23 protein-coding genes and 1 pseudogene are annotated in these 23,400 nt (G+C 71.6%); 20 read left to right on the top strand and 4 right to left on the bottom strand.

The window, feature by feature from the left end:
* The first annotated feature begins 101 nt into the window (after positions 1 to 101).
* Genes AF1_RS19035 through AF1_RS19010 form a run of 6 tightly spaced genes read left to right on the top strand, consistent with a single transcriptional unit; the run spans position 102 to position 5,204 of the window.
* Positions 102 to 1,073: an NAD-dependent epimerase/dehydratase family protein gene (locus tag AF1_RS19035; protein WP_242608764.1), complete on the top strand. Its 972-nt coding sequence runs from the start codon at positions 102 to 104 to the stop codon at positions 1,071 to 1,073.
* Complete coding sequence (locus AF1_RS19030) at positions 1,070 to 2,227, top strand: glycosyltransferase family 4 protein (protein ID WP_067800691.1); 1,158 nt, start codon at positions 1,070 to 1,072, stop codon at positions 2,225 to 2,227. The genes AF1_RS19035 and AF1_RS19030 overlap by 4 nt, the downstream gene beginning before the upstream one ends.
* A 10-nt stretch (positions 2,228 to 2,237) precedes the next feature.
* On the top strand, positions 2,238 to 2,966 hold the full coding sequence (locus tag AF1_RS19025; protein ID WP_067800688.1) for a hypothetical protein: 729 nt from the start codon (positions 2,238 to 2,240) through the stop codon (positions 2,964 to 2,966).
* The gene (locus AF1_RS19020; protein WP_067800749.1) at positions 2,963 to 3,325 is read left to right on the top strand and encodes a hypothetical protein; all 363 of its coding nucleotides are present in this window, start codon (positions 2,963 to 2,965) and stop codon (positions 3,323 to 3,325) included. The genes AF1_RS19025 and AF1_RS19020 overlap by 4 nt, the downstream gene beginning before the upstream one ends.
* Positions 3,325 to 4,440 carry a glycosyltransferase family 4 protein gene (locus AF1_RS19015; protein ID WP_067800685.1) on the top strand — a complete coding sequence of 372 codons (1,116 nt, stop codon included), beginning with the start codon at positions 3,325 to 3,327 and terminating at the stop codon, positions 4,438 to 4,440. The genes AF1_RS19020 and AF1_RS19015 overlap by 1 nt, the downstream gene beginning before the upstream one ends.
* Entirely contained in the window at positions 4,437 to 5,204 is a 768-nt protein-coding gene (locus tag AF1_RS19010) for a hypothetical protein (RefSeq protein WP_067800683.1), read from the top strand. Before AF1_RS19015 ends, AF1_RS19010 begins: the two co-directional genes overlap by 4 nt.
* On the opposite strand, the gene AF1_RS19005 is transcribed toward AF1_RS19010, so the two are convergent.
* On the bottom strand, positions 5,188 to 5,709 hold the full coding sequence (locus AF1_RS19005) for a YceI family protein (protein WP_067800680.1): 522 nt from the start codon (positions 5,707 to 5,709) through the stop codon (positions 5,188 to 5,190). The genes AF1_RS19010 and AF1_RS19005 overlap by 17 nt on opposite strands.
* 26 nt (positions 5,710 to 5,735) lie before the next feature.
* On the bottom strand, positions 5,736 to 7,268 hold the full coding sequence (locus tag AF1_RS19000; RefSeq protein WP_067800676.1) for a bifunctional phosphatase PAP2/diacylglycerol kinase family protein: 1,533 nt from the start codon (positions 7,266 to 7,268) through the stop codon (positions 5,736 to 5,738).
* Positions 7,269 to 7,447: 179 nt separating this feature from the next.
* On the opposite strand from AF1_RS19000, the gene AF1_RS18995 reads away from it, so the two are divergent.
* From AF1_RS18995 to AF1_RS18960, 8 genes are all read left to right on the top strand, one after another.
* A complete protein-coding gene (locus AF1_RS18995) occupies positions 7,448 to 8,419 on the top strand; it encodes an ABC transporter permease (protein ID WP_084263098.1) in 972 nt (323 codons plus the stop codon).
* A 13-nt stretch (positions 8,420 to 8,432) separates the two neighbouring features.
* Positions 8,433 to 9,218 (top strand): ABC transporter ATP-binding protein, encoded by a 786-nt coding sequence (locus tag AF1_RS18990; protein ID WP_067800743.1) that lies wholly within the window; start codon positions 8,433 to 8,435, stop codon positions 9,216 to 9,218.
* A gap of 132 nt (positions 9,219 to 9,350) precedes the next feature.
* Positions 9,351 to 10,790: an ABC transporter substrate-binding protein gene (locus AF1_RS18985; protein WP_084263097.1), complete on the top strand. Its 1,440-nt coding sequence runs from the start codon at positions 9,351 to 9,353 to the stop codon at positions 10,788 to 10,790.
* A 5-nt stretch (positions 10,791 to 10,795) separates the two neighbouring features.
* Positions 10,796 to 11,869, top strand: a complete 1,074-nt coding sequence (locus AF1_RS18980; RefSeq protein ID WP_084263096.1) for an ABC transporter ATP-binding protein — start codon at positions 10,796 to 10,798, stop codon at positions 11,867 to 11,869.
* The gene (locus AF1_RS18975) at positions 11,866 to 12,810 is read left to right on the top strand and encodes a carbohydrate ABC transporter permease (RefSeq protein WP_067800672.1); all 945 of its coding nucleotides are present in this window, start codon (positions 11,866 to 11,868) and stop codon (positions 12,808 to 12,810) included. Before AF1_RS18980 ends, AF1_RS18975 begins: the two co-directional genes overlap by 4 nt.
* A 47-nt stretch (positions 12,811 to 12,857) precedes the next feature.
* On the top strand, positions 12,858 to 13,733 hold the full coding sequence (locus AF1_RS18970) for a carbohydrate ABC transporter permease (RefSeq protein ID WP_067800669.1): 876 nt from the start codon (positions 12,858 to 12,860) through the stop codon (positions 13,731 to 13,733).
* Between the two features lie 52 nt (positions 13,734 to 13,785).
* Positions 13,786 to 14,307, top strand: a complete 522-nt coding sequence (locus AF1_RS18965) for a YbhB/YbcL family Raf kinase inhibitor-like protein (protein ID WP_067800666.1) — start codon at positions 13,786 to 13,788, stop codon at positions 14,305 to 14,307.
* A gap of 135 nt (positions 14,308 to 14,442) precedes the next feature.
* Positions 14,443 to 15,615, top strand: coding sequence for an MFS transporter (locus AF1_RS18960; protein ID WP_067800663.1), 1,173 nt, complete (start codon positions 14,443 to 14,445; stop codon positions 15,613 to 15,615).
* Positions 15,616 to 15,718: 103 nt separating this feature from the next.
* On the opposite strand, the gene AF1_RS18955 is transcribed toward AF1_RS18960, so the two are convergent.
* Positions 15,719 to 17,035 carry a KamA family radical SAM protein gene (locus tag AF1_RS18955; RefSeq protein ID WP_084263095.1) on the bottom strand — a complete coding sequence of 439 codons (1,317 nt, stop codon included), beginning with the start codon at positions 17,033 to 17,035 and terminating at the stop codon, positions 15,719 to 15,721.
* 416 nt (positions 17,036 to 17,451) lie between these two features.
* Between AF1_RS18955 and AF1_RS18950 the strand changes: the two genes are divergently transcribed.
* The 6 genes from AF1_RS18950 to argS all read left to right on the top strand — a co-directional run bounded on the left by AF1_RS18950 (position 17,452) and on the right by argS (position 23,092).
* On the top strand, positions 17,452 to 18,177 hold the full coding sequence (locus tag AF1_RS18950; RefSeq protein WP_067800661.1) for a DUF998 domain-containing protein: 726 nt from the start codon (positions 17,452 to 17,454) through the stop codon (positions 18,175 to 18,177).
* Entirely contained in the window at positions 18,174 to 19,034 is an 861-nt protein-coding gene (locus AF1_RS18945) for an alpha/beta fold hydrolase (protein ID WP_242608763.1), read from the top strand. Before AF1_RS18950 ends, AF1_RS18945 begins: the two co-directional genes overlap by 4 nt.
* Positions 19,031 to 19,405: a hypothetical protein gene (locus AF1_RS18940; RefSeq protein WP_067800658.1), complete on the top strand. Its 375-nt coding sequence runs from the start codon at positions 19,031 to 19,033 to the stop codon at positions 19,403 to 19,405. The genes AF1_RS18945 and AF1_RS18940 overlap by 4 nt, the downstream gene beginning before the upstream one ends.
* A gap of 101 nt (positions 19,406 to 19,506) precedes the next feature.
* The gene (locus tag AF1_RS18935; RefSeq protein WP_067800729.1) at positions 19,507 to 19,923 is read left to right on the top strand and encodes a hypothetical protein; all 417 of its coding nucleotides are present in this window, start codon (positions 19,507 to 19,509) and stop codon (positions 19,921 to 19,923) included.
* A gap of 111 nt (positions 19,924 to 20,034) precedes the next feature.
* Complete coding sequence (plsX, locus tag AF1_RS18930) at positions 20,035 to 21,294, top strand: phosphate acyltransferase PlsX (RefSeq protein WP_084263094.1); 1,260 nt, start codon at positions 20,035 to 20,037, stop codon at positions 21,292 to 21,294.
* A gap of 52 nt (positions 21,295 to 21,346) precedes the next feature.
* Complete coding sequence (gene argS / locus AF1_RS18925; protein ID WP_067800655.1) at positions 21,347 to 23,092, top strand: arginine--tRNA ligase; 1,746 nt, start codon at positions 21,347 to 21,349, stop codon at positions 23,090 to 23,092.
* A gap of 4 nt (positions 23,093 to 23,096) precedes the next feature.
* Here argS and AF1_RS35220 read toward each other — a convergent pair.
* Positions 23,097 to 23,400, bottom strand: a pseudogene (locus tag AF1_RS35220) (LLM class flavin-dependent oxidoreductase); the annotation flags it as partial.

Below are 23,400 nucleotides of genomic sequence, written 5' to 3'. Positions count from 1 at the left end.
ATCCGGCCCGCCACCTGCGCTCCTGACCCGGGATGACGTCCCGATTGATCCGGGACGCGAGTCCTGTCCCGGTTCGGGGGGATGGCGGATAAAGTTCCCGCGTGCAGGTGGTTGTGACGGGGGCGGCCGGGTTCATCGGGAGCCATGCGGTCGAGGCGTTCTCGGACGCGGGACATCAGGTGCTCGCCGTCGACGCGCCCGGGCGCTCGCTCGCCCCGGACGTGGCGCGGCGGACATGGGCGGAGGTCGCGGCGCGACCGGGCGTCGTCGCCGCCGAGGTCGATCTCGCGGTGGACGACCTGACCGCCGTCGCGGCCGCGGACGTCGTCGTCCATCTGGCGGGGCGGCCGGGCGTGCGGGATTCGTGGGGGCCGGGACGGGCCGTGGCCGAGCGCGACAACGTGACGGCCACCCGGCGGCTGCTCGCGGCGTGCCTGGAGCGGCCGGCGGGGCGGCGGCCGAAGGTGGTCATCGCGTCCAGTTCGTCGGTGTACGGGTCGGCGGGGCGGCGGCCGAACCGGGAGGACGATCCGCTGAACCCGGCGAGCCCGTACGCGGTCAGCAAGGTCGAGGTGGAGCGGCTCGCGGGTCTCGCGGCGGACGGCGGGCTGCGGACGGTCCTGCTCAGGTACTTCTCGGTCTACGGGCCCCGGCAGCGGCCCGACATGGCGTTCCACCGGTTCGTGGAGGCGGCGCTCGACGGGCGCCCGCTGCCGGTGTTCGGGGACGGGCGCAGGTCGCGGAGCTTCACGCATGTGCGGGACGTCGTCGCGGCGACGCTGGCGGCGGTGGCCGAGGAGCTTCCGCCCGGCATCGCCATCAATGTCGGCCATCGCGAGCACGTGACGGTGCGGGACGCGATCGTCATGCTCACCAGCGCCCTGGGCGTGCAGGCGGAGATCCAGCGGGAGACGCCCGTGGCCGGGGACGCGGCGCGGACGTGGGCCGACACGCGGCGGGCCCGGCGGCTGCTGGGCTGGACGCCCGCGATCGGTCTGCGGGACGGCCTCGACGACCAGATCGCCTGGCATCGGGCGCTGCGGGCCATGCCGGAGGAGGTGCGGGTCGGATGAGGCACAGGGCGGCCTATGTCGCGTTCGACCGGTTCCCGTCCAGCAAGGGTTCCGCGGTGCACATCGCGCAGATGGCCGACGAGTTGTTCACGCGGTACGGCGGCGGGCTGCTCGGCGTGATCGGCGGCGGTGGCCTGCCGCGCTACCAGCGGGAGGGGACGCGGGAGATCGCGCGGTTCGACGCGCCGATCCCGAACCTGATCGACCGTGCCGAGGCGTTCTCCGGCTGGGTCGCGGACCATCTCCGGCCCCACTGGGACACGCTGGAGATCTGCCACGTCCGGGACCCGTGGAGCGCGCTGCCGGCGGTCGCGGACGGACGGCGCCACACGGTCGTGTACGAGGTCAACGGCCTGCCGTCCATCGAGATGAGCCACACGTGGCCGTGGGCGGCGCCGAGCACGCTCGGCAAGATCCGCGAGTTGGAGCGGTTCTGCCTGGAGCGCAGCGACGCCGTCGTGGTGCCGTCGCGGGTGATCGGCGCGGCCGTCCGGGAGCGGGGCGTGCCGCGGGACCGGATCCACCTGGTCCCGAACGGGGCCGACGTGCCCGGCGAAACCGAACGGCCGGCGGACGCGCCTAAGCGGTATGTCGTCTATGTCGGCGCGATGCAGCCGTGGCAGGGCCTGGACGTGCTGATGCGCGCCTTCGCACGGCTCGCCGACCTCACCGATCTCCGGCTGGTGATCTGCGCGTCCGTCCCGGAGCGGCGCGCGAAGCCGGTGCGGCGGCTGGCCGAGCGGCTCGGTGTCGCCGAGCGGATCGACTGGCGGTTCACCCTGCCGCACCACGAGGTCGCCGCGTGGCTGGCGCACGCCGAGGTGTCGGTGGCGCCGCTGACCGGATGCGCCCGCAACCTGGACCAGGGCTGCGCGCCGCTGAAGGTGATCGAGTCCATGGCGGCGGGTGTGCCGGTGGTCGCCTCCGACCTGCCGGCCGTCCGCGAGCTGATGGCGGACGGGGAGCACGGGCGGCTCGTCCCGGCCGACCGGCCCGCCGAGCTGGCGCGGGCCGTCCGGATCCTGCTGGAGTACCCGCGGGAGGCCGCCGCGATGGGGCGGCGGGGCCGCGAGCACATCGAGCAGAGCCTGACCTGGGCGCGGTCGCGCGCCCGGCTGGCCGAGGTCTACCGCACGTTGACACGGGTTCGATAGGTGGTTCGTCATGTTCTGGCGTAAGCAGAAGGCCGCCATCGGGCGGTTCCACCCGCTGCACAAGGCGCTGACCCTGGAGAAGGGCTTCTCGGTCTCGCTGCGGCGGGACGACTGGGAGCCGGTGATCCAGAGCCTCGCGGGGCACGACGCGGTGGTGAAGCGGCGCAAGTGGCGGCTGTCCGAACGGGTCCCGGGCGTGTTCGTGCCGATGCTGCGGGTGCTGGCGGCCGACATGCCGCCGGAGGGGGTGCTGTCGGTGGCGGCGGACATGCGCGGCCCGACCGTCCCGGAGAAGAACGGGCCCAAGCAGGCCCTGCCCAACAGGGGGCAGATCTCGTCCATGCAGCAGTGGTACGCGTTCGATCCGTGGCTGCGGATGCGGGCGGAACTGCGGGACGGCAGCGTCGTCGAGCTGGAGCTGATCGACCGGGTCCGCAACCGCAGCTACAACAAGCGCAGCGCGAGCGGCAAGCTCAAGATGAAGCACAAGACGAAGACGGTGCACCTGGTGCGGGTCACCCGGCGGCTGGCGAAGGACGCCGCCGTCCAGCGGCCCCCGTCACCGCCGCCCGGCTGGCTCAGGGTTCAGGTCAAGGAGGGCAAGCGGCTCGTGATCCGGGCGAGCGCGCGGTTCCCCGGCACGCTGGAGAACCAGGCGATGACCGACCGGATCCTGCAGGTGTCGACGGAGCCGTTCCGGTGGACGCCGCCGGGCACGGCCGCGAGGAGGACCAAGTGACCCGCTGTGCCGTGACCACCGGGTTCTTCGTGCTGGGACGCTGCGGCCGGGCGGCGGCGGTGTCCTGCCCGCAGTGCGGCCGCCCGGTCTGCGGCGACCACGCCGGGCCGAACGGGCTGTGCCCCGAATGCGCCGCGGCGCAGGGGTACGGGACGCAGGACCCGCACCACCCGTCCTGGGCGGGCGGCTACCGGCGCCACTACTACCGGCACAGCTCGCAGGCGTACGACGACACCTACTGGTACTCGTCGTTCGACCAGTACGACCGCGGCGCGTTCAACCCGGGCGACGACTACTCGGCCGGCGGCTGGGGGCCGGACGACGACACCGGCTTCGACACGGGCTTCGTGGACAGCTGATGCACCGTGTCCTGTGGCTCACAGAGCACTATCCGCCGAGCCAGGGCGGTATGGCGCAGTCATGCGACCGGATCGTGCGGGGCCTGCGCGGCGCGGGCGTCGAGGTCGACGTCGCCCACCTGACGCGCCGCGCCCGCCCCTGGGGCGTGCGGCGGGAGCACGGCGGGCGGCTGCTGACCGCGCCGCTCGGGGACGACTCCGAGCACGCGCTGCGCCGCCTCTGGACCACGATCACCGCCGAGAACCTGACCGGATACAGCCATGTGGTCGCGTTCGGCGGCGTCTACGCGCTGCTCGCCGCGCCCGTCCTGTCCGCGCTGCTGGATGCGCCGCTGGTCACGCTGCTGCGCGGCAACGACATCGACATCGGCGCGTTCTCGATGCGGCGGCGCGGCGTGCTGGCGGAGGCGTTGCGCGCCTCGTCCCGCGTCTGCGTCGTCGCCCGTTCCCACGCGCCGCTGGTGTCGGCGCTGGCCCCGGACGCCCGCGTCACGTTCGTCGCGAACAGCGTGGACACCGGGCAGTGGCGCGTTCTGCCGTCCGAGCGGGAGCGGGGCCTGGCATGGCGGGAGGAGAACGTCGAGCCGGGACGCCGGACGGTCGGCCTCATCGGGCAGCTCAAGGTCAAGAAGGGCGTCGGCTTCTTCCTGGACGCGCTCGCCGCGTCGGGGCACGCCGACGCCTTCCATCTGCTGCTGGTCGGTGAGGTCGAGGAGTCCGTGCGGGAGTGGCTGGCCGAGCGCGACGTCCCGCACTCGTTCCTGCCGTTCCTGGAACGCTACGACCTGCCGTCCGTCTACGCGAGCTGCGACCTCGTCGCCCTGCCGTCGTTCTACGACGGGATGCCGAACGTGGCGCTGGAGGCGGCGGCGCTCGGCGTGCCGCTGCTCGCGTCGGACGGCGGCGGGCTCGCGGACGTCGCGGACGAGGAGATCGGGTTCCCCTTCCCGGCCGGCGACCCGCACGCCTGCCGCGCGGCGATCGCCCGGGCGGCCCGAGCGGACGCCGCGGAGCTGGCGAAACTCGGCGCGGCGGGCGCGGAACGCATCCGCCGCGACTTCACCCCGGCCGCCGAGACCGCCGGATATCTCGCGGTGCTCGACGGGACGCGGTGATCGTCTGCTACGCGGCCGGTGACGGGCTGGGGCATCTGACGCGGCTCCGGTCCGTGCTGCACACCCTGCGCCCGGACGGCCCGGTGACCGTGGTGACGAACTCGCCGTTCGCGGCCGATCCCCGCGTCGCGGGCGGCTGGCACGTCGTGGAGACCGCCCCCGCCCCGGCGCCGGACGAGGTGATCGTGGACGCGTTCCCGGCCGGGTTGAAGGGCGACCTCACCCGGTTTCCGCCGGGCGTACGGGTGACGCATCTGGCCCGTCTGCTGCGCTGGGACGCCTATCGGCCCCTGCTCCCCGCCGACCCGCCGCGCTTCGACCGGACGTTCGTCCTGGAGCCTCTGGAACCGGCCCATGACGCCTATCTGCGTGAGGTCTCCGACGAGGTCTCCCCTTTGGTCCTCATCGACCCCCCGTCGGAGCCGATCGACGTGGACGGCTGGCTCATCGTCCACAGCGGCCCCGACCTGGAGACGCTGGAACTCGTCGCCTACGCACAGGACATGGCAGCCGCCGAGCGGGTCTGCCCACCCATGACCCTGGTGTCGCCCCGAAGGCCGAAAGGTCTCCCCCCAGGCATCACTCACCTGGACGTCTACCCCGCCTATACGCCGGGTCCCAACGTCGAGCGCATCATCACCGCGGCCGGTTTCAACGCCGTCCGCCAATACGCGCCCTGGCGCGGACGGCACCGGATGCTGCCGTTCCCCCGCAGCCTCGACGACCAGTTCGCCCGCGCCGCCCGCGCTAAGCGGGAAGCCTGACGTCGAACTCGATCTCCACATCGTCGGCCAGGCGAAGTGCGCCGAAGAACGCCGAGTACGGCTTGATCCCCCAGCGCGACTGCGTCACGGTGACGCCGCCCCGGACGCGGTCGCCGTCCAGGGCGGCGCCGATCCGGACCGGGTTCGTCCGGCCCATGATCGTCAGATCGCCCTCGATGACGTCGTCGCCGATCGCCGTCGAGGAGAACGTGATCCGCGGATGCCGCCCGGTGTCCAGGATCTTCCGCAGATTCTTCCCGATCTCGGTGCGGTCATGGTCGGACAGCGGCAGCGCGCCGCCGGTGCCCTCCCGGACCTCCAGCGCGTCCACCTCGACGGTCACCTCGACGGACGAGGCGTCCAGCGGCTCGCGGGCCTCGACCGCCGCCGACCAGCGGGTCGCCTCGATGGTCAGGTCGTGGCCCGCCCGCCGGCCGAGCCCGCTGCGTCCCGTCCGGACCAGCAGGCGGCCGTCGTCCGGCCCCAGCTCATATGTTCCCTGCATACTTTCACCCTGCCACGCGGCGGCCGCTACCCGGCCGCGCGGGGTGCGGGGCAGAACACCGCCAGGGCGCCGGCGTGCTTGCCGAACCGGACCGCCGCCGGCATCGACGACACCTCGCCGTCCCGCGCCAGCCGCAGCCCGCCGTCCGCCGAGACGACCTCCAGGCCGCTCGCCCGCCACTCCCGGTAGCCGGGCGTGACGTGCATGTGCCCGGCCAGGACGGCGGCGACCGCGCGGACGCGGGGCACGCGCCGCCCGGTGACGACCATCCGCACGTCCAGCCGCCCGTCGTCGAGCCGCCGGCGCCAGGTGGGCGCGGCGCCCCGCGAACCGAAGACGCAGTTGCCGACGAACGCCAGCCAGACGCGGTACTTGTGGCCGTCCACGTACAGGTCGACCGGCTCGGAGTGGCGCAGCGTGCGCACGGCGGCGACCGCGAGCGCCGGCCACTTGCCGATCCGCCGCTCCAGCCGCTCGCGCCGGTCCACCAGTTCGGTGTAGGCGCCGAAGCTCGCGGTGTTGAGGAACGGGCGCTCCTCGTCGCCGCCCGCGCCGCTCGCCGGCGCGGCGTAGGCCACGTCCACCCGGCCCAGCCGGCCGCTCCGGTACGCCGCGATCGCCTGCGCCGCCGACTCCACGCCGAGCGCGCGGGCGAAGTGGTCGAACGTCCCGCCGGGGACGACCAGCAGCGGCACGCCGTGCTGCAGCGCGGCCCGCGCCGCCGCGTTCACGGTGCCGTCCCCGCCGATGACGCCGAGCGCGTCGGCCCGCTCGGCCGCCTCGCCGAACGCCTTGTCGAGGTCCGCGTCCGGGCCCAGCCGGACGACCTCCGCCGCGGGCAGTTCGCGTTCGAGCAGGTCGAGCGTCGCCTCCGGGCGGCCCGGCAGCGAGATCCCGCCGGACTCGCCGCCCGGGCCCGCGCCGAGGTTGGCGACCGTGACGAGACCGCGTCCGTCCTCGGTGACCCGGGCCCGCTCGCCGGCCGGCTCCACGCGGGCCACCGGCGGACGGGCGGGCCACACCATGCGCGTGCCGAGTCCGGCGAGCGCGCCGATCCCGAGACCGGCGAGGACGTCGCCCGGATAGTGGGCGCCGGTGTAGACGCGGGAGAACGCCACCGCGGCGGCCGTCGCCGCGACCGGGATCGCCACCGGGCGCGGCGCCTCCAGCGCGACCCCGGTCGCGAACGCCGCGGCGGACGCCGAGTGCCCGGACGGGAACGCGTGCGAGGTCGGCAGCTTCCAGCGGATCCGGATCGGCGGCACCAGGTCCACCACGGGGCGTTTGCGGCGGAACGCGTGCTTGCCGATGAGGTTCACGGCCGGGCTCGCCACCGCGACCGCGATCGAGCCGCGCAGCGCCGCCCGCCGCAGCCGGGGCCGTCCGGTGAGCCCCATCACACCGGCCGAGGTGAACCAGAGCACACCATGGTCGGCGATTCGCGACAATCGCGGCAGGACGTATTCGAGCCCGCGCAGCCGCGCCGCGGCCACCCGGTCGAACGCCCACCGGTCCGCCCGCCCGAGCCTGCGCAACAGGGCGGATCTGGGTTTGGACACCGGCTCATGACGATGTGAAATGACGGACCGTGATGGCACAATGCTGCACCGTGAGCGATTGACGCGCATGTCCCGGGTATCCCCAGGGGCACCGACATGATTCCGTAAAGATCTCAAATCGGGGGTCACATGCGGGCGAACGGCACTCTCGGCTCATCGACTGCAATAGGCTTCGCGACATGAGTCACCCGGAACGGCTCGGTTCCCCGGGTGGCGAGTCGGTCGGAACGATCGCGGAGCCACTGCACGTGAACGGGACCTTGGCCGACTACGCCGCACGATACGGGCTGAGGCAGAGCGCTGCGCGCCCCCCGCTGCGCAAGTACATCCAAGAAGTGTGGGCTCGCCGCAACTTCATCTGGGCGTTCGCGTCCGCCAAGAACATCTCGATGTACACCGACTCGCGGCTGGGCCAGGTATGGCAGCTGCTGACCCCGCTGCTGAACGCGGCGGTGTACTACCTGATCTTCGGCGTGCTGCTGGACACCAAACGCGGTTTGACGGACTTCATCCCGTTCCTGGTCACCGGCGTCTTCCTGTTCGGCTTCACCCAGCGGTCCGTCACGGCCGGGTCGAAATCGGTCGGCGACAACCTCTCGCTGATCCGGGCGCTGCACTTCCCGCGCGCCACACTGCCGCTGGCGATCGCCATTGTCGAACTCCAGCAGCTGCTGCTCGCCCTGGTCGTGCTGTTCGCGATCATCTTCGCCTTCGGCGAGCCGATCAGCTTCAACATGCTGCTGTTCGTCCCCGTGGTGACACTGCAGCTGATGTTCAACGTGGGCATCAGCATGGTGATGGCGCGGCTGGGCGCGTTCAACCGCGACATCACCCAGCTTCTCCCGTTCGTCATGCGGACGTGGCTCTACATGTCCGGCGTCATCTTCAGCCTGCCGACGCTGATGAAGCCGGGCTCCAAGCTCTCCCAGTACCCCATCCTCGCTGAGTTGCTGCAGGCCAACCCGGCGTACGTGTACGTCGAGCTGAGCCGGCACGTGCTCCTCGGCGAGTACCGTGAGCACGTCCGCGTCAAGCTGGGAGTCGAGTCGTCAGCACAGCTGTGGCTCTACGCCCTCCTTTGGGCCACGGGCATGCTGGTCGGCGGATTCATGTTCTTCTACCGTGCCGAGGAGCGATACGGCCGTGGCTGACACGAAGGTGCGCATGAACCCCGCCACGAACCCCGTCCAGATCGACCCGTCCCGGGAACCGATCGTCGTCGTGGACGACCTGCACATCGTCTACCGCGTGTACGGCGCCGGAGGGAAGGGCAACGCCGCCGCCGCCTTCTCGCGGGTCCTGCGCCGCCGGCACCGGCCCACGATGACCGAGGTCCACGCGATCAAGGGCCTGTCGTTCGTCGCCTACCGGGGCGAGGCCGTCGGCATCATCGGCACGAACGGCTCCGGCAAGTCGACGCTGCTGAAGGCCATCGCCGGGCTGCTGCCCCCGCACCAGGGCGGCGTCTACACCGACGGCCAGCCGTCCCTGCTGGGCGTGAACGCCGCGCTGATGAAGGACCTCACCGGCGAGCGCAACATCGTCCTCGGCTGCCTCGCGATGGGCATGTCCCAGGCGGAGACCAAGGCCCGCTACCAGGACATCGTGAACTTCGCCGGTCTCAAGGAGGGGTTCATCCAGTACCCGATGCGGACGTACTCGTCCGGCATGGGGGCCCGGCTCCGGTTCGCGATCGCCGCGGCCAAGACCCACGACGTCCTGCTGATCGACGAGGCGCTCGCCACCGGCGACGCCAAGTTCAAGCGCAAGAGCAAGCGCCGGATCGAGGAGCTGCGCAAGGAGGCCGGCGCGGTGTTCCTCGTCGCCCACCAGCTGGACACGGTCAAGGAGATGTGCGACCGCGTCATCTGGATCGACGAGGGCCGCATGCACATGGACGGCGACCCCGAAGAGGTCATCGCCGCCTACATCGAGGCCAGCGGCAAGTAACACGGGCGCACCGCCGGGACTGACGGGCCCGGCGGTACCGGAGTGACGTGGAGTTACCGGATCGTCTCTGGATGAGACGGCCTCGCCGATCTACCTTCGAGGGGAGACCTTCACCGGCGAGGGAGAGCTCCCATGGCCGACCGGCCCGGTACCCCTGACACCCCCCGACCCGACTCCGCCGAAACCAGCAGACGCGGCTTCCTGTCCTCCACGGCGCTCGCGGCGGGCGCGTACGGTCTCCTGGCGGGGTGCGCCAGCGAGTCCAGCGGCCCGCAGGCCAAGAGCGTCGGGAACGCCCCGAAGGAGGTGTTCACCTCCCCCGCCAAGAAGCTGGGCGGCTCGCTCAGCATCCTGATGTGGAGCCACTTCGTGCCCCGGCACGACAAGTGGTTCGACAAGTTCCTCTCCGACTGGGGCGAGAAGGTCGGGGTGGACGTCCGGGTCGACCACATCAACACCGTGGACGTCCCCCGCCGGGCCGCGTCGGAGATCCAGGCCGGACGCGGCCACGACCTCATCCAGCACATCGCGCCGTTCTCGCAGTACGAGCCGTCCGTCCTGGACATGACGGACGTGGTGCAGGAGGCGACCCGGCGCTGGGGGCAGCAACTGGAGCTGTGCCGTAAGTCGAGCTACAACCCCAACACCAGGCGGTTCTACGCCTACTGTCCCGGCTGGTCGCCCGACCCCGGCGACTACCGCAGGTCCATGTGGCAGAAGGTGGGGATGCCGAACGGCCCCACGAGCTGGGACGACCTGCTGCGCGGCGCGGCGGAGATCAAGAAGCAGACCGGGGTGCCGTGCGGGATCGGGCTGTCCCCGGAGACGGACTCGAACATGGCGGCGCGGGCGCTGCTGTGGTCGTTCGGCGGCTCCGTCCAGGACCCGCACGAGAGGGTCGTGGTCAACTCGGACGCGACCGTGGCGGCCGTCGAGTACATGGCGCGGCTGTTCAAGGAGGCGGAGACCAGCGAGGTCTTCTCCTGGACGCCCGCGTCCAACAACCAGGCGCTCATCGCCGGCAAGTCGTCCTACATCGTCAACTCGATCTCGGCGTGGCGCACCGCGATGGGCACCAACCGGGCGATCGGCGACGACATCTTCTTCGTGCCCGCGCTGCGCGGCCCGAAGGCGGCGCTGGCGGCGCAGCACGTGATCCAGCAGTGGATCGTGCCCAAGTACGCGGCGAACCCGGACGCGGCGAAGGAGTTCCTGCTGCACTACACGGCGAACTTCCCGTCGGTGTCCTACCACTCGGAGCTGTACGACCTGCCGGGGTGGCCGTCGGTCGTCCCGCAGCTGAACGGCTGGCTGGACAACGACCCGTGGGGCGCGAAACCGGCGAACAAGCTGGCCCTGCTGAAGACGGCGACGTCGTGGAGCGCGAACATCGGCTATCCGGGCCCGTCCAACCCGGCGATCGGCGAGATCTTCAACACCAACGTGCTGCCGACGATGTTCGGCCGCGCCGCCCGCGGCCAGGCGTCCCCGGCGCAGGCCGTCGCGGAGGCGGAGGATCGCATCAACGCGATCTTCAAGAACTGGCGCGCCCGCGGCCTGGTAGGGGGCTGAGCCCCGTGCAGACCGTGGAGGTGAAGGGCCTGGTCAAGAACTTCGACGGGCATGTGCGGGCGCGGCGGGGGCGGGCGGAGCACGTGCGGGCGCTGGACGGGGTGGATCTGGCGGCCGGGCCGGGCGAGTACCTGGTGCTGCTGGGACCGTCGGGGTGCGGGAAGACGACCTTGCTGCGCACGATCGCGGGTCTGGAACAGCCCACGGAGGGCGAGGTGCTGATCGGCGGGAACGTCGTGAACGGCCTTCCGCCCCGGGTCCGGCAGATCGCGATGGTGTTCCAGTCGTATGCGCTTTATCCGCACAAGACGGTAATGGACAACATCGTCTTTCCGCTGCGCGCGGAGGGGATGGAGCGGGGCGAGCGCGAGAAGAAGGCGCGATGGGCCGCGGCGCTGCTGGAGATAGAGCCGCTGCTGCGCCGCAAGCCGCGGCAACTGTCGGGCGGGGAGCGGCAGCGGGTGGCGCTGGCGCGCGCGCTGGTCCGGGACCCGGCGGTCTTCCTGCTGGACGAGCCGCTGTCCAATCTCGACGCGAAGATGCGCGCGACGGCGCGGGACGAACTGAAACGCTTCCAGGAGCGCGTCGGCACCACGACCATCTACGTCACGCACGACCAGGCGGAGGCGATGGGCCTCGGCGACCGGATCGCGGTGCTGGAGCACGGCCGCGTCCGGCAGGTCGGGACGCCGCAGGAGGTGTACGACGACCCGTCCGACACGTTCGTGGCGACGTTCATCGGGTCGCCGCCGATGAACCTGGTCAGGCGCGACGGCGTGCTGGTGGGGTTCCGCCCCGAGCATCTGCTTCCCGAAGAGAACGTCGCGTCCGCGGCGCGGGTGACGATGCCGCTGCGGGTGGAGCGGATGGAGTACCTGTCCGGCGACCGGCACGTGTACGGGACGGTGACGGGGATCGGCGAGGAGACCCGCGTCATCGCCCGGCTGCCCGCGACCGTGAGCACGCCGCTGGAGGCCGGGGAGACCCGTGCGTTCGCGGTGCCGTCCGGCCGGCTCCGGTTCTTCGACGCCGAGGCGGGCACCCGCACGGCCGCCGTCCCGATCGGGGGCCCGGCATGACGCACGCGCCGACGGACCGAAGGCCCGCCGCCGTGCAGCCGCCGAGGGCGCGGGCGAAGGCGGGGCTCGCCGACCGGGAGGGGTTCCTCGCCTGGGTGATGCTGCTGCCGTCGGTCGTCTACATCGTCGCGCTGGTCGGCGTCCCGTTCCTGCTGGCGATCGCGTTCGCGTTCTCGGACGTGACGACCGGCGACCCGTCCTTCGACTTCGCCGGGTTCCGGAACTTCGACGAGATCCTCACCGACGGCGTGTTCTGGCGGGCGCTGCGCAACACGCTGGTGTTCACGCTGGTGAGCATGGTGCTGATCGTCCTGTTCGGGAAGGTGCTCGCGAACATCCTGGTCGCCGACTTCCACGGCAAGTGGTTCGTCCGGTTCCTGGTGCTGCTGCCGTGGACGACGCCGGTGGCGCTGTCGACGATCTCGTGGCTGTGGTTCCTGGACTCGATCTACTCGCCGGTCGACTGGGTGCTGCGCCACCTCGGGCTGATCGACGCGAACGTGGTGTGGCTGGGCCGTCCGGGCACGGCGATGGCGTCGGTGGTCGCCGTGCAGACGTGGCGGCTGACGCCGCTGGCCGCGGTGATCGTGATGGCCGGGCTGGTCGCCATCCCCCGCGACATCGACGAGGCGGCGCGGATCGACGGCGCCGGGTTCTGGCGGCGGATGTTCGAGGTGACGATCCCGCTGACGCTCCCGGTGATCGCCGTCGCCGGGCTGTTCGGCGCGATCATGACGTTCACCGACATGACCGTCCCGTACGTGCTGACGCGGGGCGGCCCGACGCACTCGACGGACGTGCTGGCGTCGTGGGCGTACTTCCGCGGGATCGAGGGCGGCGACGTCGGGCAGGGCGCGGCGATCGCGCTGTTCCTGTTCCCGCTGCTGCTCGCGGGCGCGATCGCGATCCTGCGCGCGGTCCGGCGGCTGGAGGCGGGGTGAGCGGGCGCGGAAGGGCGCCCGCCCGCCGCCGAGCGGAGGTGAGGCGAGTGGACACGACCACCGAGGCGCTTCGGCGCAGGTACGCACGGCGGCATGTGGCGGCGCGGGCCGGGGTGTACGCGGCGGCGATCATCGCGGCGCTGGTGTGCGCGCTGCCGTTCCTGTGGAGCGTGATCAGCGCGTTCAAGCAGAACCAGGATCTCTACAACCCGGAGAGCAACCCGTTCTTCTTCAACAAGCCGGCGACGCCCGACCATGTGACGTTCCTGTTCACCGACACGCCGTTCCTGACGTTCGTGGTCAACACGCTGATCGTGGGCGCGGCGGTGGTCGCGATCACGCTGGCGCTGGCGCTGCCGGCCGCGTACTCGCTCGCGCGCCTGGACCGCCCGTGGGGGACGCCGATGGGCATCGCGATCTTCATGGTGTACCTGGTGCCGCCGTCGCTGCTGTTCCTGTCGCTGACCCGCGTCGTGGTGGCGCTGCATCTGGAGGACACGCTCTGGTCGATGATCGTCGTGTATCCGACGATCACGGTCCCGGTGTCGGTGTGGCTGCTGATCGGGTTCCTCAAGGCCGTCCCCAAGGACGTCGAGGAGCAGGCCATGGTGGACGGCCACAGCCGGCTCGGCGCGTTCCTGCGGACCGTCCTGCCGCTGGTGTTCCCCGGGATCGTCGCGGTCGTCGTGTTCAGCTTCACGCTCACCTCCAGCGAGTTCGTGTACGCGCTGGCGTTCGTGTCGGCGAGCCCGGAGATGGTGGTCAGCACCGGCGTGCCGACGCAGCTCGTCCGCGGGGACGTGTTCTTCTGGCAGTCGCTCCAGGCGTCCACCGTCATCACCGCGGTGCCGATCGCGTTCCTGTTCAACCTGTTCCTGGACCGTTTCGTGGCGGGCTTCACGATGGGCGCGGTCAAGACCTGAGCGCCCTGATAGAGATGGAGGGGAGAACCGGATTGTGATGTAGGAGGTCACCATGGCCGGCAAGCCGCCGCTTCCGCACGAGTACCTGCCCGAGGTCCCGTCGTTCACCGTCACCAGCGAGGACATCGCCGACGGCGAGCGGCTCGCGGACAAGCACGTGTTCAACGACTGGGGGTTCGGCGGCGGCAACGAGTCCCCGCGGCTGAGCTGGTCGGGGTTCCCCGCCGAGACCAGGAGCTTCGCGGTGACGTGCTTCGATCCGGACGCGCCGACCGGCAGCGGTTTCTGGCACTGGAGCCTGTTCGACATCCCCGCGACCGTGACGGAACTGCCCGCGGGCGCCGGCGCCGAGGACTCCAAGATCGGCGTGCACGCCCGCAACGACTACGGGGTGAAGGCGTTCGGCGGCGCCGCCCCGCCGCCCGGCGACCCGCACCGCTACGTGTTCACCGTCCACGCGCTGGACGTGGAGTCGCTCGGTGTCGGCTCCGACGCCTCTCCCGCCGTCGTGGGCTTCAACATCACCGCCCACACCCTGGCCCGCGCCACGATCGTCCCGGTTTACGGCTCCTGACGTGCGGTGCGGCCGTCCCGGTCCCCGGGGCGGCCGCGGTGCCTCAGCCGCCCGGGCCGGCTTCGATCCGGTACATGTTTCGTTCTTCCCCGAAACAGTATCCGGGGTGCGGGCCGGTGCCGCAGAGTCGCGGTCATGACCGTGCGATACCGCGACGTGTTCGGCGTGCCGGAGTTCCGGACGCTGTTCACCCTCCAGACGCTCCAGGTGGCCGGCGACTCCGTCCGCACGCTGGCGCTGTCCGTCCAGACGTTCGAGCGGACGGGCTCCACCGTCGCGGCGGCGCTCGTCTTCGCCGCCGGGATGCTCCCGTACGTGGTGGGCGGCGCGCTGCTGCTCTCACTCGCGGACCGCATCCCGGCCAGGCCGCTCCTCACCGGCTACCACCTGCTGCGTTTCGGGATCACGGCCGTCCTCGCCTTGGGCGGGCTCCCGGTTCCGGCGGTCATGGCGCTGCTCGTCGCGGTGGGGCTGTTCGCGCCGGTCGGCTCCGCGACCGTCCAGGCCCGGCTTCCCATCCTGCTCCCCGGGAACGGCTACGTGCTCGGCCGCTCGCTGTTCACGATGACCAGCGCCGGGGCCCAGATCACGGGGCAGGCGGCGGGCGGCCTGCTGCTGGCGGTGCTCAGCCCGGCCGGCGCCCTCTGGCTCGCGGCGATCAGTGCCGCACTGGCCGTGGTCCTCGCCCATCTGCGTCTCCCGGACGTCCCGGCGGCGCCGCGGGCGTCGTCCGGCCTGGCGCGCGAGACGTGGCGCGTCAACAGCCTGCTGCTCGGCCGCCGGACCACGCGGGGTCTGCTGCTGGCGGCCTGGCTGCCGATCTCGCTGTCGGTCGGTTCGGAGGGCATGGCCGTTCCCTACGCGGCCGGCCTCGGTGCCCCGGACGCGGCGGGGCTGCTGCTGTCCGCCGCCGCGGCCGGAATGTTCGCGGGGAACTTCGTGGTGGGCCGCTGGGTCCGCCCCGGCCTGCGGGAGCGGCTCACGCTGCCGCTGGCGGCGCTGACCGGGGCGCCGCTCCTGCTGTTCGCGGCCGGGCCGCCGCTGCCGCTGGCGTGCGCGCTGATGGCCGCCGGGACGTTCGGCCTGGGCTACGAACTGGCCGTGCAGCAGCGGCTCGTGGACGCGGTGCCCGAGACGATCCGCGGGCAGGCGCTCGGGCTGTCGAACGCCGGCCTCATGACGGGCCAGGCGGCGGGCATCGGCGCGGCCGGGGCGGTGGGCGAATTCATGGCGCCGGGCGACGTCGTGGCGCTGTGCGGTGCCGCCGCGGTCGCCGCCTCCCTCGCCCTGGCGCGCCATCTGCGGTGATTCCGTCTTCGGCCACCGGAACGCGGGCACTGGGGAGGGGCGGAGTACCCGCCCGGGTGGCGTGTTCATCCGGGGGACGGACGAACACGCCACGGCGGGCGGGCTACTTCTCCCAGGGGAAGCGGTCGGCGAAGGCGGGCTTGAGGTCGTCCAGCCAGACCGCGTTGGGGTCGTACTTGGCGAAGAAGGGCTTGCCGACCAGTTCGGCGTCGCGGCACTGGATGAAGTGCAGCGCGAAGACCTTCTCGCCGAACAGGTCGATGACGCCGTCCACGCAGACCTTGCCGGGGGTCGCCGACATGGACGGGCCCCGGACGGTACGTGCCAGGCCGGACACGTTCTTGTACGCGTCCCGGTAGATCTCGTACGCGCGGGCGAGCGGGACGGCGAAGTAATCCTGCGGCCCAGTGTCGCGCTCGACGAACATGTAGTAGGGGACGAGACCCATCCGCGTCTGCGTGCGCCACATGGTCTCCCACGTCACGGCGTCGTCGTTGATCGTCCGGATCAGGGGGGCCTGGGTACGGATGATCGCCCCGCTGTCGCGGATGCGGCGGCACGCCTCGGCCACCATCAGCGGTTCGAGCTCGCGCGGGTGGGAGTAGTGGGCCATGAACGCGAGGTTCTTGCCCGACTCCACGACCTGCTCGAACAGCCGCAGCATGTCGTCGGCGTCCGGGTCGGTGACGAACTTCTGCGGCCAGTAGGCGAGCGACTTCGTGCCGATCCGGATGGATTCGAGCTGTTCGAGGTCCAGCAGGGGCTCGATGTAGCGGCGCAGCACCGGCTCGCCCATGATCATGGCGTCGCCGCCGGTGAACAGGACGCTGGTCACTTCGGGGTGGGAGACGAGGTAATCGCGCAGCTGGGTGACGTCGCCGCCGGCCATTTTCAGGTCGGTCTCGCCGACGAACTGGGCCCAGCGGAAGCAGTAGGTGCAGTACGCGTGGCAGGTCTGTCCCTGCTTGGGGAAGTACAGCACGGTCTCGTCGTACTTGTGCTGCATCCCGGGGATCTTGCCGTCGCCGAAGCTCGGGATGTTGAGCTCCATCTGGCCGGCGGGATGGGGGTTGAGTTTCATCCGCACCCGGTGGGCGGCGGCCTCGATCTCGGCCTTCGGCGCGTCGCGGCGCAGCAGGTCCGACAGGTGGGCGACGTCCTCGGCGGGGAGCATGTCCTCCTGCGGGAAGACGAGCCGGTAGATCGGATCGTCGGGCGCGGCCGACCAGTCGATGAGCTCCTCGATGACGTAGGCGTTCGTCCGGAACGGCAGGACCGTCGCCACCGCCCGGGTCGCGAGCCGCTGCGTGGGCGACAGCCCCGCACGAGCGGTGAGCTCGTCCAGGTGCTTCGCCGTGAAGGCGCGGAACTTGCGACCGGTGGATCGCACCGCGGGAGCCGCGTCGTTCACCAGTGTCACGTGTTGGTACTCCTTGCTGTCAGCGGGGGAAGCGCACCCCGGGCTCATCGTCACAGAATGTGATCAGAACTGCCTGAGAAACCCCCATTCAACCGTTTGGGCGGGTTCATGCCGAATTGATACCCCCTCCCCGGTCCGGGCAAATGCTGGTCAAGGGACGATCCCGGCAAATCGCCTGGACATCATCCTTGACCGCCTGGCTCTTGTACAACGACTACGCGACGTCATCTTCTCCCTCAGCGGCGGATGACGTTTCGTCCGTGGACGCTGCCAGCGGATTCGCCGGAACCTGCACCCCAGGTCACCGGTAGTGCCGATCTTCGTAAATACTGGGTCAGGGCGGGCAGGACCTAGCGGCGGGACCGGGCGTGTGCAAGACGGGGCGCGGGCGCGGTCAAGTGGCGTGAGGGGGGCCGGTGGACACTGATGGACGGGACGGGCCTGGCGTCGTCCCCATACGCGTGGTCGTCCTCGCGACGGTGGCCGGGATCACCTACGCGACGTTCGTGCTGGAGAACGTCCTCAGCCCCAAACTCGACGTCATCAACGGCTACGTCAGCGAACTGTCGGCCGCCGACCAGCCGTTCCACCACGTCTACAGCGCGGGCGACTTCGTCACCGGCGTGCTGTCGCTCCTGGTCGCGCTCGGAACGCTCCGCAAGCTCACCCGCAAACCCCTCGCCACGGCCGGGTGGGCGTTCCTCGGCCTCTTCGGCGTGTGCGCGATCGGCGACGCGTCCTTCCCGCTGGACTGCGCGCCGAGCCTGGAGACCTGGTGCGCGCTACGGGAACGCTCCGAGCACGTGTCGTTCTCGCACGAGTTCCACTCGTTCACCAGCAGCGCCGTGATCGTCTGCGGTGTGGCGGCGCTGCTGCTGCTGTCGCTCGCCGCCCGCCGGTACGGCTGGTGGCCCGCCCTCGCCCGCTGGGGCTGGCTGCTGGCGCTCGCCGAATCGGTGTCCGCGCTGGGGACGCTGGTCGCGATGTATCTGGGACAGTGGCTCGGGGTCGTCCAGCGCGTCCAGATCAGCATCCTGTGCCTGGGGCTGCTGACCATCGCCTGGGCGCTGTACGCCGACCGGCGGGACGCGGCGCGCGGCACGCGGGCCGCGTCGGAGGCGAAGGAGGAGGCCTACCTGTGAGCGAGATCGTGAACGTCGGGCGCGAGCAGGTGCACGTCGTCGCGTCGGGGCCGGCGGACGGGCCGCCGCTGCTGCTGGCCTCCGGGCTGGGCGGCGCCTGGTTCGACTGGACGCCGACGGCCCGGCTGCTGCGCGGCGAGTACCGGGTCACGGTGTTCGACCGTCCCGGCCTCGGGCTCAGCCCGGCCGCCGTCGCGCCGCCGTCGCTGCGCCGCGACACCGCGATCCTGGAGGCGCTGGCGGAGCGGGCGGGGCGGCCGGTGATCGTCCTCGCGCACTCGATGGCGGCGTTCCCCGCCGAAGCGCTGGCCCGGCTGCGTCCCGGGCTCGTCCGGGGGCTGGTGCTCATCGACCCGAGCCACGAGCGCGACCCGCGGGTGCCGGTGCGGCTCGCCGCCGCGCTGACCCCCCTGGCCACGGCGACGGGCGCGTTCCTCGGCGCCACCCGGCTGGCGAAGGTGGCCGGGCCGTTCGGACGGCGGATGATCCTCAAGCACACGAGCCGCCGCGACGAGGCCGTCCCGGACGACGTCGTGCGGTCGGTGTACGGGCGCGGGACGGTGATCGGCACGGTCATCGCCGAGGACCTGGCCTACCGGGAGATGGCCGCCGACCTGGCGAGCCTGCGCGGACGGCGGCCGTTCCCACCCGTCCCGCTCGTCGTCGTGACCGCGCTCGGGGACATCGAGGACCCGGCCGGAAAGCGCGAATGGGCCGGCGGACACGAGCGGCTCGCCCGGATGAGCCCGCGCGGCAGCCGGATCGAACTGCCGGACGCACCGCACATGGTCGCGCTCGACCGTCCCGACGTGATCGCCGACGCGGTCGCCGAGATCTCCGAGGCGAAGGCGACATGATCGTGCGGGCTCGCGTGGTCGCCCTGGCCGCTCTGCTCGCCCTGACCATGTCGGGCTGCAAGGTCATGCAGAGGATCTCGGAAGGGGCGTACCGCAACGCCGTCACCGACGGGGCCATAGACGAGCTGAAGATGCGCGGCATCGAGCTGGAGGCACGTCCCGTGTGCAAGTCACCGGCGGCCAACACCGACTCCCTGGTGCGCATGAACTGCACGGCCCGCACCAAGGCCGGTGAGCCGGTCAGGGTGGAGGGTGTCGCCTACGACGCCGACACGGGCCGTCCGCGGGAGACCTACGTCATCACCGTCGGCGGACGTGAGGTGCTGCGCCAGGGCTGCCTCGGCCTGGGCTGCGAGCAGGAGAACGGTTAGGACCCACGGCAACGAATCGCCCTGTGGACCGGAAAAACCTGCCACCCGGCGCTTACGTCCCCGTACTGTCGGTGACGTAAGCCCTTGTGAAGATCAGTCGCGTGGAGATCAGCCGCAAGCAGGCCCTGATCCTGGGATCCGCCGCGCTGCTCGTGCTCGTGGCGGTCGGCGGAGCCCTGTATCTGGTGCTGTCCGGCGGCAAGGAGCTGAAGTACAAGACCCAGGCCGCGCTGCGCGAGGCGCTGCCGGTGACCGCCGCCGCGGAACTGCACCAGCGCGGCGTGCGGCTGACGGCGCCGCTGAAGTGCGCGGACCAGCCCGGCTGGTCGAAGGAGGACATACGCGTCTCCTGCACCGGGACGACCTCCGACAAGAAGCCGGTCAAGGTCTTCGGCAGCGGCGAGAAGAAGACGAATCACGCCTACTACACGATCCTCGTGGACGGGCGGCCGGTCGTGCAGAACGCGTCCTGCCTGGGTGCCGACTGCCGTTCCAAGGAGGCGAACGGGCGCGGGTGAGGCGCGCCACTCCGGCCGGGCGTCGTCAAGAAGGGTGCGGGAACGTCTTACGATGCGATGAGCTGCGTTGTTGCGGCGCACCGCATTCCCCTTCACCCTCCTGGAGCGGCCATGACCGGCACTGGCGAGCCGTCGCGTCCCGCGACGCCTCGCCGTACGGCGCCCCGCCGTACGACGTCCCGCCGCGCACCGATACGCCCGCTGCCGGTGGCGGTCGACACGATGGGCGGCGACCACGCTCCGGACGAGATCATCGCCGGTGCGGTGGAGGCGGTCCGCGAGCACGGTGTCCGGCTCGTGCTGGTCGGGCAGGCCATGCGGATCCGGCGGGAGCTGGACCGGTACGGCTACGTCGGCAAGATCCCGATCGTGCACGCCGACGAGGCGCTCGACATGGGCGAGGGCGCGCTCGCGAGCTGGCGCAAGCCCCGCTCGTCCATCGCGATCGCCTGCCACCTGATCAAGCAGGGGCGGGCGTCGGCGCTGGTGTCGGCGGGCAGCACCGCCGGGGTGGTGGCGACGTCGCGGCTGCGGCTGAAGGGCCAGCAGGGCGTGATGCGGCCGGCGATCGCGGTGACGCTGCCGACGCGTCCGCGCCCGACGATCCTGCTGGACGCGGGCGCCACCGCGGACGTCAAGCCGGAGACGCTCGTCCAGTTCGCCGCGCTCGGCACGGCGTACGCGCAGATCCTGCTGGGCCCGGAGCGCCCGACCGTGGGGCTGCTCAACATCGGCGCCGAGCCGGGCAAGGGCAACAAGCTCGCCAAGCGGGCCCACGAACTGCTCTCCAGCGGCAACCACGGCATCGAGTTCGCGGGCAATGTGGAGGGCCACGACCTGCTGAGCGGGCGCGTCGACGTCATCGTCGCCGACGGCTTCACCGGCAACGTCGCCCTCAAGACGATGGAGGGGACGGTCGGCGCCGCGTTCGGCGAGATCCGCGACGCGATGATGGCGAGCCCGGCGGCGCGGATGGGCGCGCTGCTCCAGCGCCGCCGCCTGCAGGAGCTCCGCGACCGGCTCGACCCCGACACCTACGGCGGCGGCGTCCTGCTCGGCCTGAACGGGACGGTCGTCATCGCGCACGGCGCGTCCCGCGCGCGCGCCATCACGTCGGCCTGTGAGCTCGCGCACCGGCTGGCGGCGGGACGGATCGTGGAGCGCATCCGGGAGCAGGTCGCCGCGACCCGCACGTCCCGGTTCGGGCGCTGGACGCACCCCGAACGCGACACCGGCGACAGACCCGACGACAGACCCGCGGAGAAACCGATGGAAAGGCCGCTGGAGAGGCCGGTGGAAGGCCCGCCGCCGCCCCGGCTGCCCGCCGCCGACACCGTCCCGGACCGCAAAGAGCCGCCCGCCGCGCCGTAGGCCGCGCGAAAACCATGTCCGGATGGGGGCGCGGCGCCGATAACCTTGGGACATGCCCGATCCGCAACTCGTACTCGCCGCTCGGGTCCAGGCCGCGCTGAGCGCCGCCTTCGGACCGTCGTACGCGGACGCCGACCCGGTTATCCGGCCGTCGCAGTTCGCCGACCTTCAGGCCAACGTGGCGCTGCCGCTGGCCAAGAAGCTGGGCCGCAAGCCGCGAGACGTGGCGGAGGAGATCGTCGCGAACCTCGACACCGCCGGTGTCGTGTCGGACGTCCAGGTCAGCGGGCCGGGCTTCATCAACCTGACGCTCAGCGACGCGTGGATCGCCGCCGAGGCGCAGCGGGCCCTGGAGGACGAGCGGCTCGCCGTCCCCGCGGCCGACAAGCCGCAGAAGGTCGTCGTCGAGTACTCCTCGCCGAACGTGGCGAAGGAGATGCACGTCGGCCACCTGCGGACCACGATCGTCGGTGACGCGATCGCGCGGATCCTCGCGTTCCTCGGTCACGAGGTCGTCCGGGACAACCATGTCGGCGACTGGGGCACCCCGTTCGGCATGCTGATCGAGCACCTGCTCGACCTCGGCGAGGACGCCGCCGCGCGGGACGACTCGTCCGTCAGCGACCTGACCGCGTTCTACCAGGCCGCTCGGGAGAAGTTCGACGGCGACGAGCGGTTCGCCGACCGGTCCCGCAAGCGGGTCGTCGCGCTGCAGGCGGGCGACGCCGAGACGCTGCGGCTGTGGAACGTCCTGGTGGAGGTGTCCAAGCGGTACTTCAACGCCGTCTACACCCGGCTCGGCGTCACGCTCACCGACGACGACATCAAGGGCGAGAGCTTCTACAACGATCTGCTCGCCCCGACCGTCCAGGAGCTGGAGGACAAGGGCATCGCGGTGATCAGCGACGGGGCGCTGTGCGCGTTCCCGCCCGGGTTCACCGGCCGCGAGGGCGAACCCCTCCCGGTGATCATCCGCAAGAGCGACGGCGGCTACAACTACTCCACCACCGACCTCGCGACGATCCGGTACCGGGTCGACACCGAGCATGTGGACCGGATGATCTACGTGGTGGGCGCCCCGCAGTCGCTGCACTTCCAGATGGTGTTCGCCGTCGCGCGGATGGCGGGCTGGCTGAACGAGGAGGTGCGGGCCGAGCACGCGCAGATCGGCAACGTCCTCGGCACCGACGGCAAGATCCTGCGGACCCGGGCGGGCGGCACCGTCAAGCTCTCCGAACTGCTGGACGAGGCCGCCGAGCGGGCCGGCGCGGAGTTCGACAAGATCCAGCACGACGAGCCGTTCGACGACGCGACCCGTGCCGCGATCGTCCAGGCCGTCGGCATGGGCGCGGTGAAGTACGCCGACCTGTCGGTGGCCCGCGACAGCGAGTACGTCTTCGACTTCGACCGGATGATCTCGTTCAACGGCAAGACGGGCCCGTACCTGCAGTACGCGGCGGCGCGGATCCGGTCGATCTTCCGCAGGGGCGGCCTCTCCCCCGAGGACGCGACCGGCCCGATCACCCTGGGCCACCCGGCCGAACGGGCGCTGGCCCTGGAGCTGCTCGGCTTCGGCGCCGCCCTGAAGCAGGCCGGTGACACCGCCGAACCGCACCGGCTGGCGTCCTACGTCTACGCGGTCGCGGACGACTACACGACGTTCTACGAGAACTGCCCGGTCCTGAAGGCCCCGGACGAGACGACGAAGGCGTCCCGCCTGGCCCTGTGCGCCGCGACCCTGCGCACCCTGGAAACCGGCCTGCACCTCCTGGGCGTCCCCACCCCCGAACGCATGTGAGAGGTCAGCCCCGGGTGGTGGCCGCGGTCCCGCTTCTTTCGCGGGTCATCTGTTCGCGGACGGCGGGGACGACCTCCAGGGCGAAGACCGGGAACTGCTCGGGGTCGCCGGCGTAAAGGAACGAGTCGACGCCGTGGCCGATGGCCAGTTCGGTCAGCTCGTCGATCCACTGGCGGGGCGGGCCGTGCAGGAAGCCGCGCGAGTCCCGTCCGCCCAGGGCGCCTTCGAGGATGTAGACGTGGCGCAGTTCGGCGGGGCTGCGGCCCGCGCCGGCCGCGGCGTCGTCGAGGCGGCGCCGGCCGGCCGCG

Origin of the sequence: Actinomadura formosensis NBRC 14204 (genome assembly GCF_001552155.1) — a bacterium.
Taxonomy (GTDB): Bacteria; Actinomycetota; Actinomycetes; order Streptosporangiales; family Streptosporangiaceae; genus Spirillospora; species Spirillospora formosensis.
The sequence above is the reverse complement of the archived record's forward strand: the minus strand, read 5'-3'. Positions and strand labels throughout refer to the sequence as shown.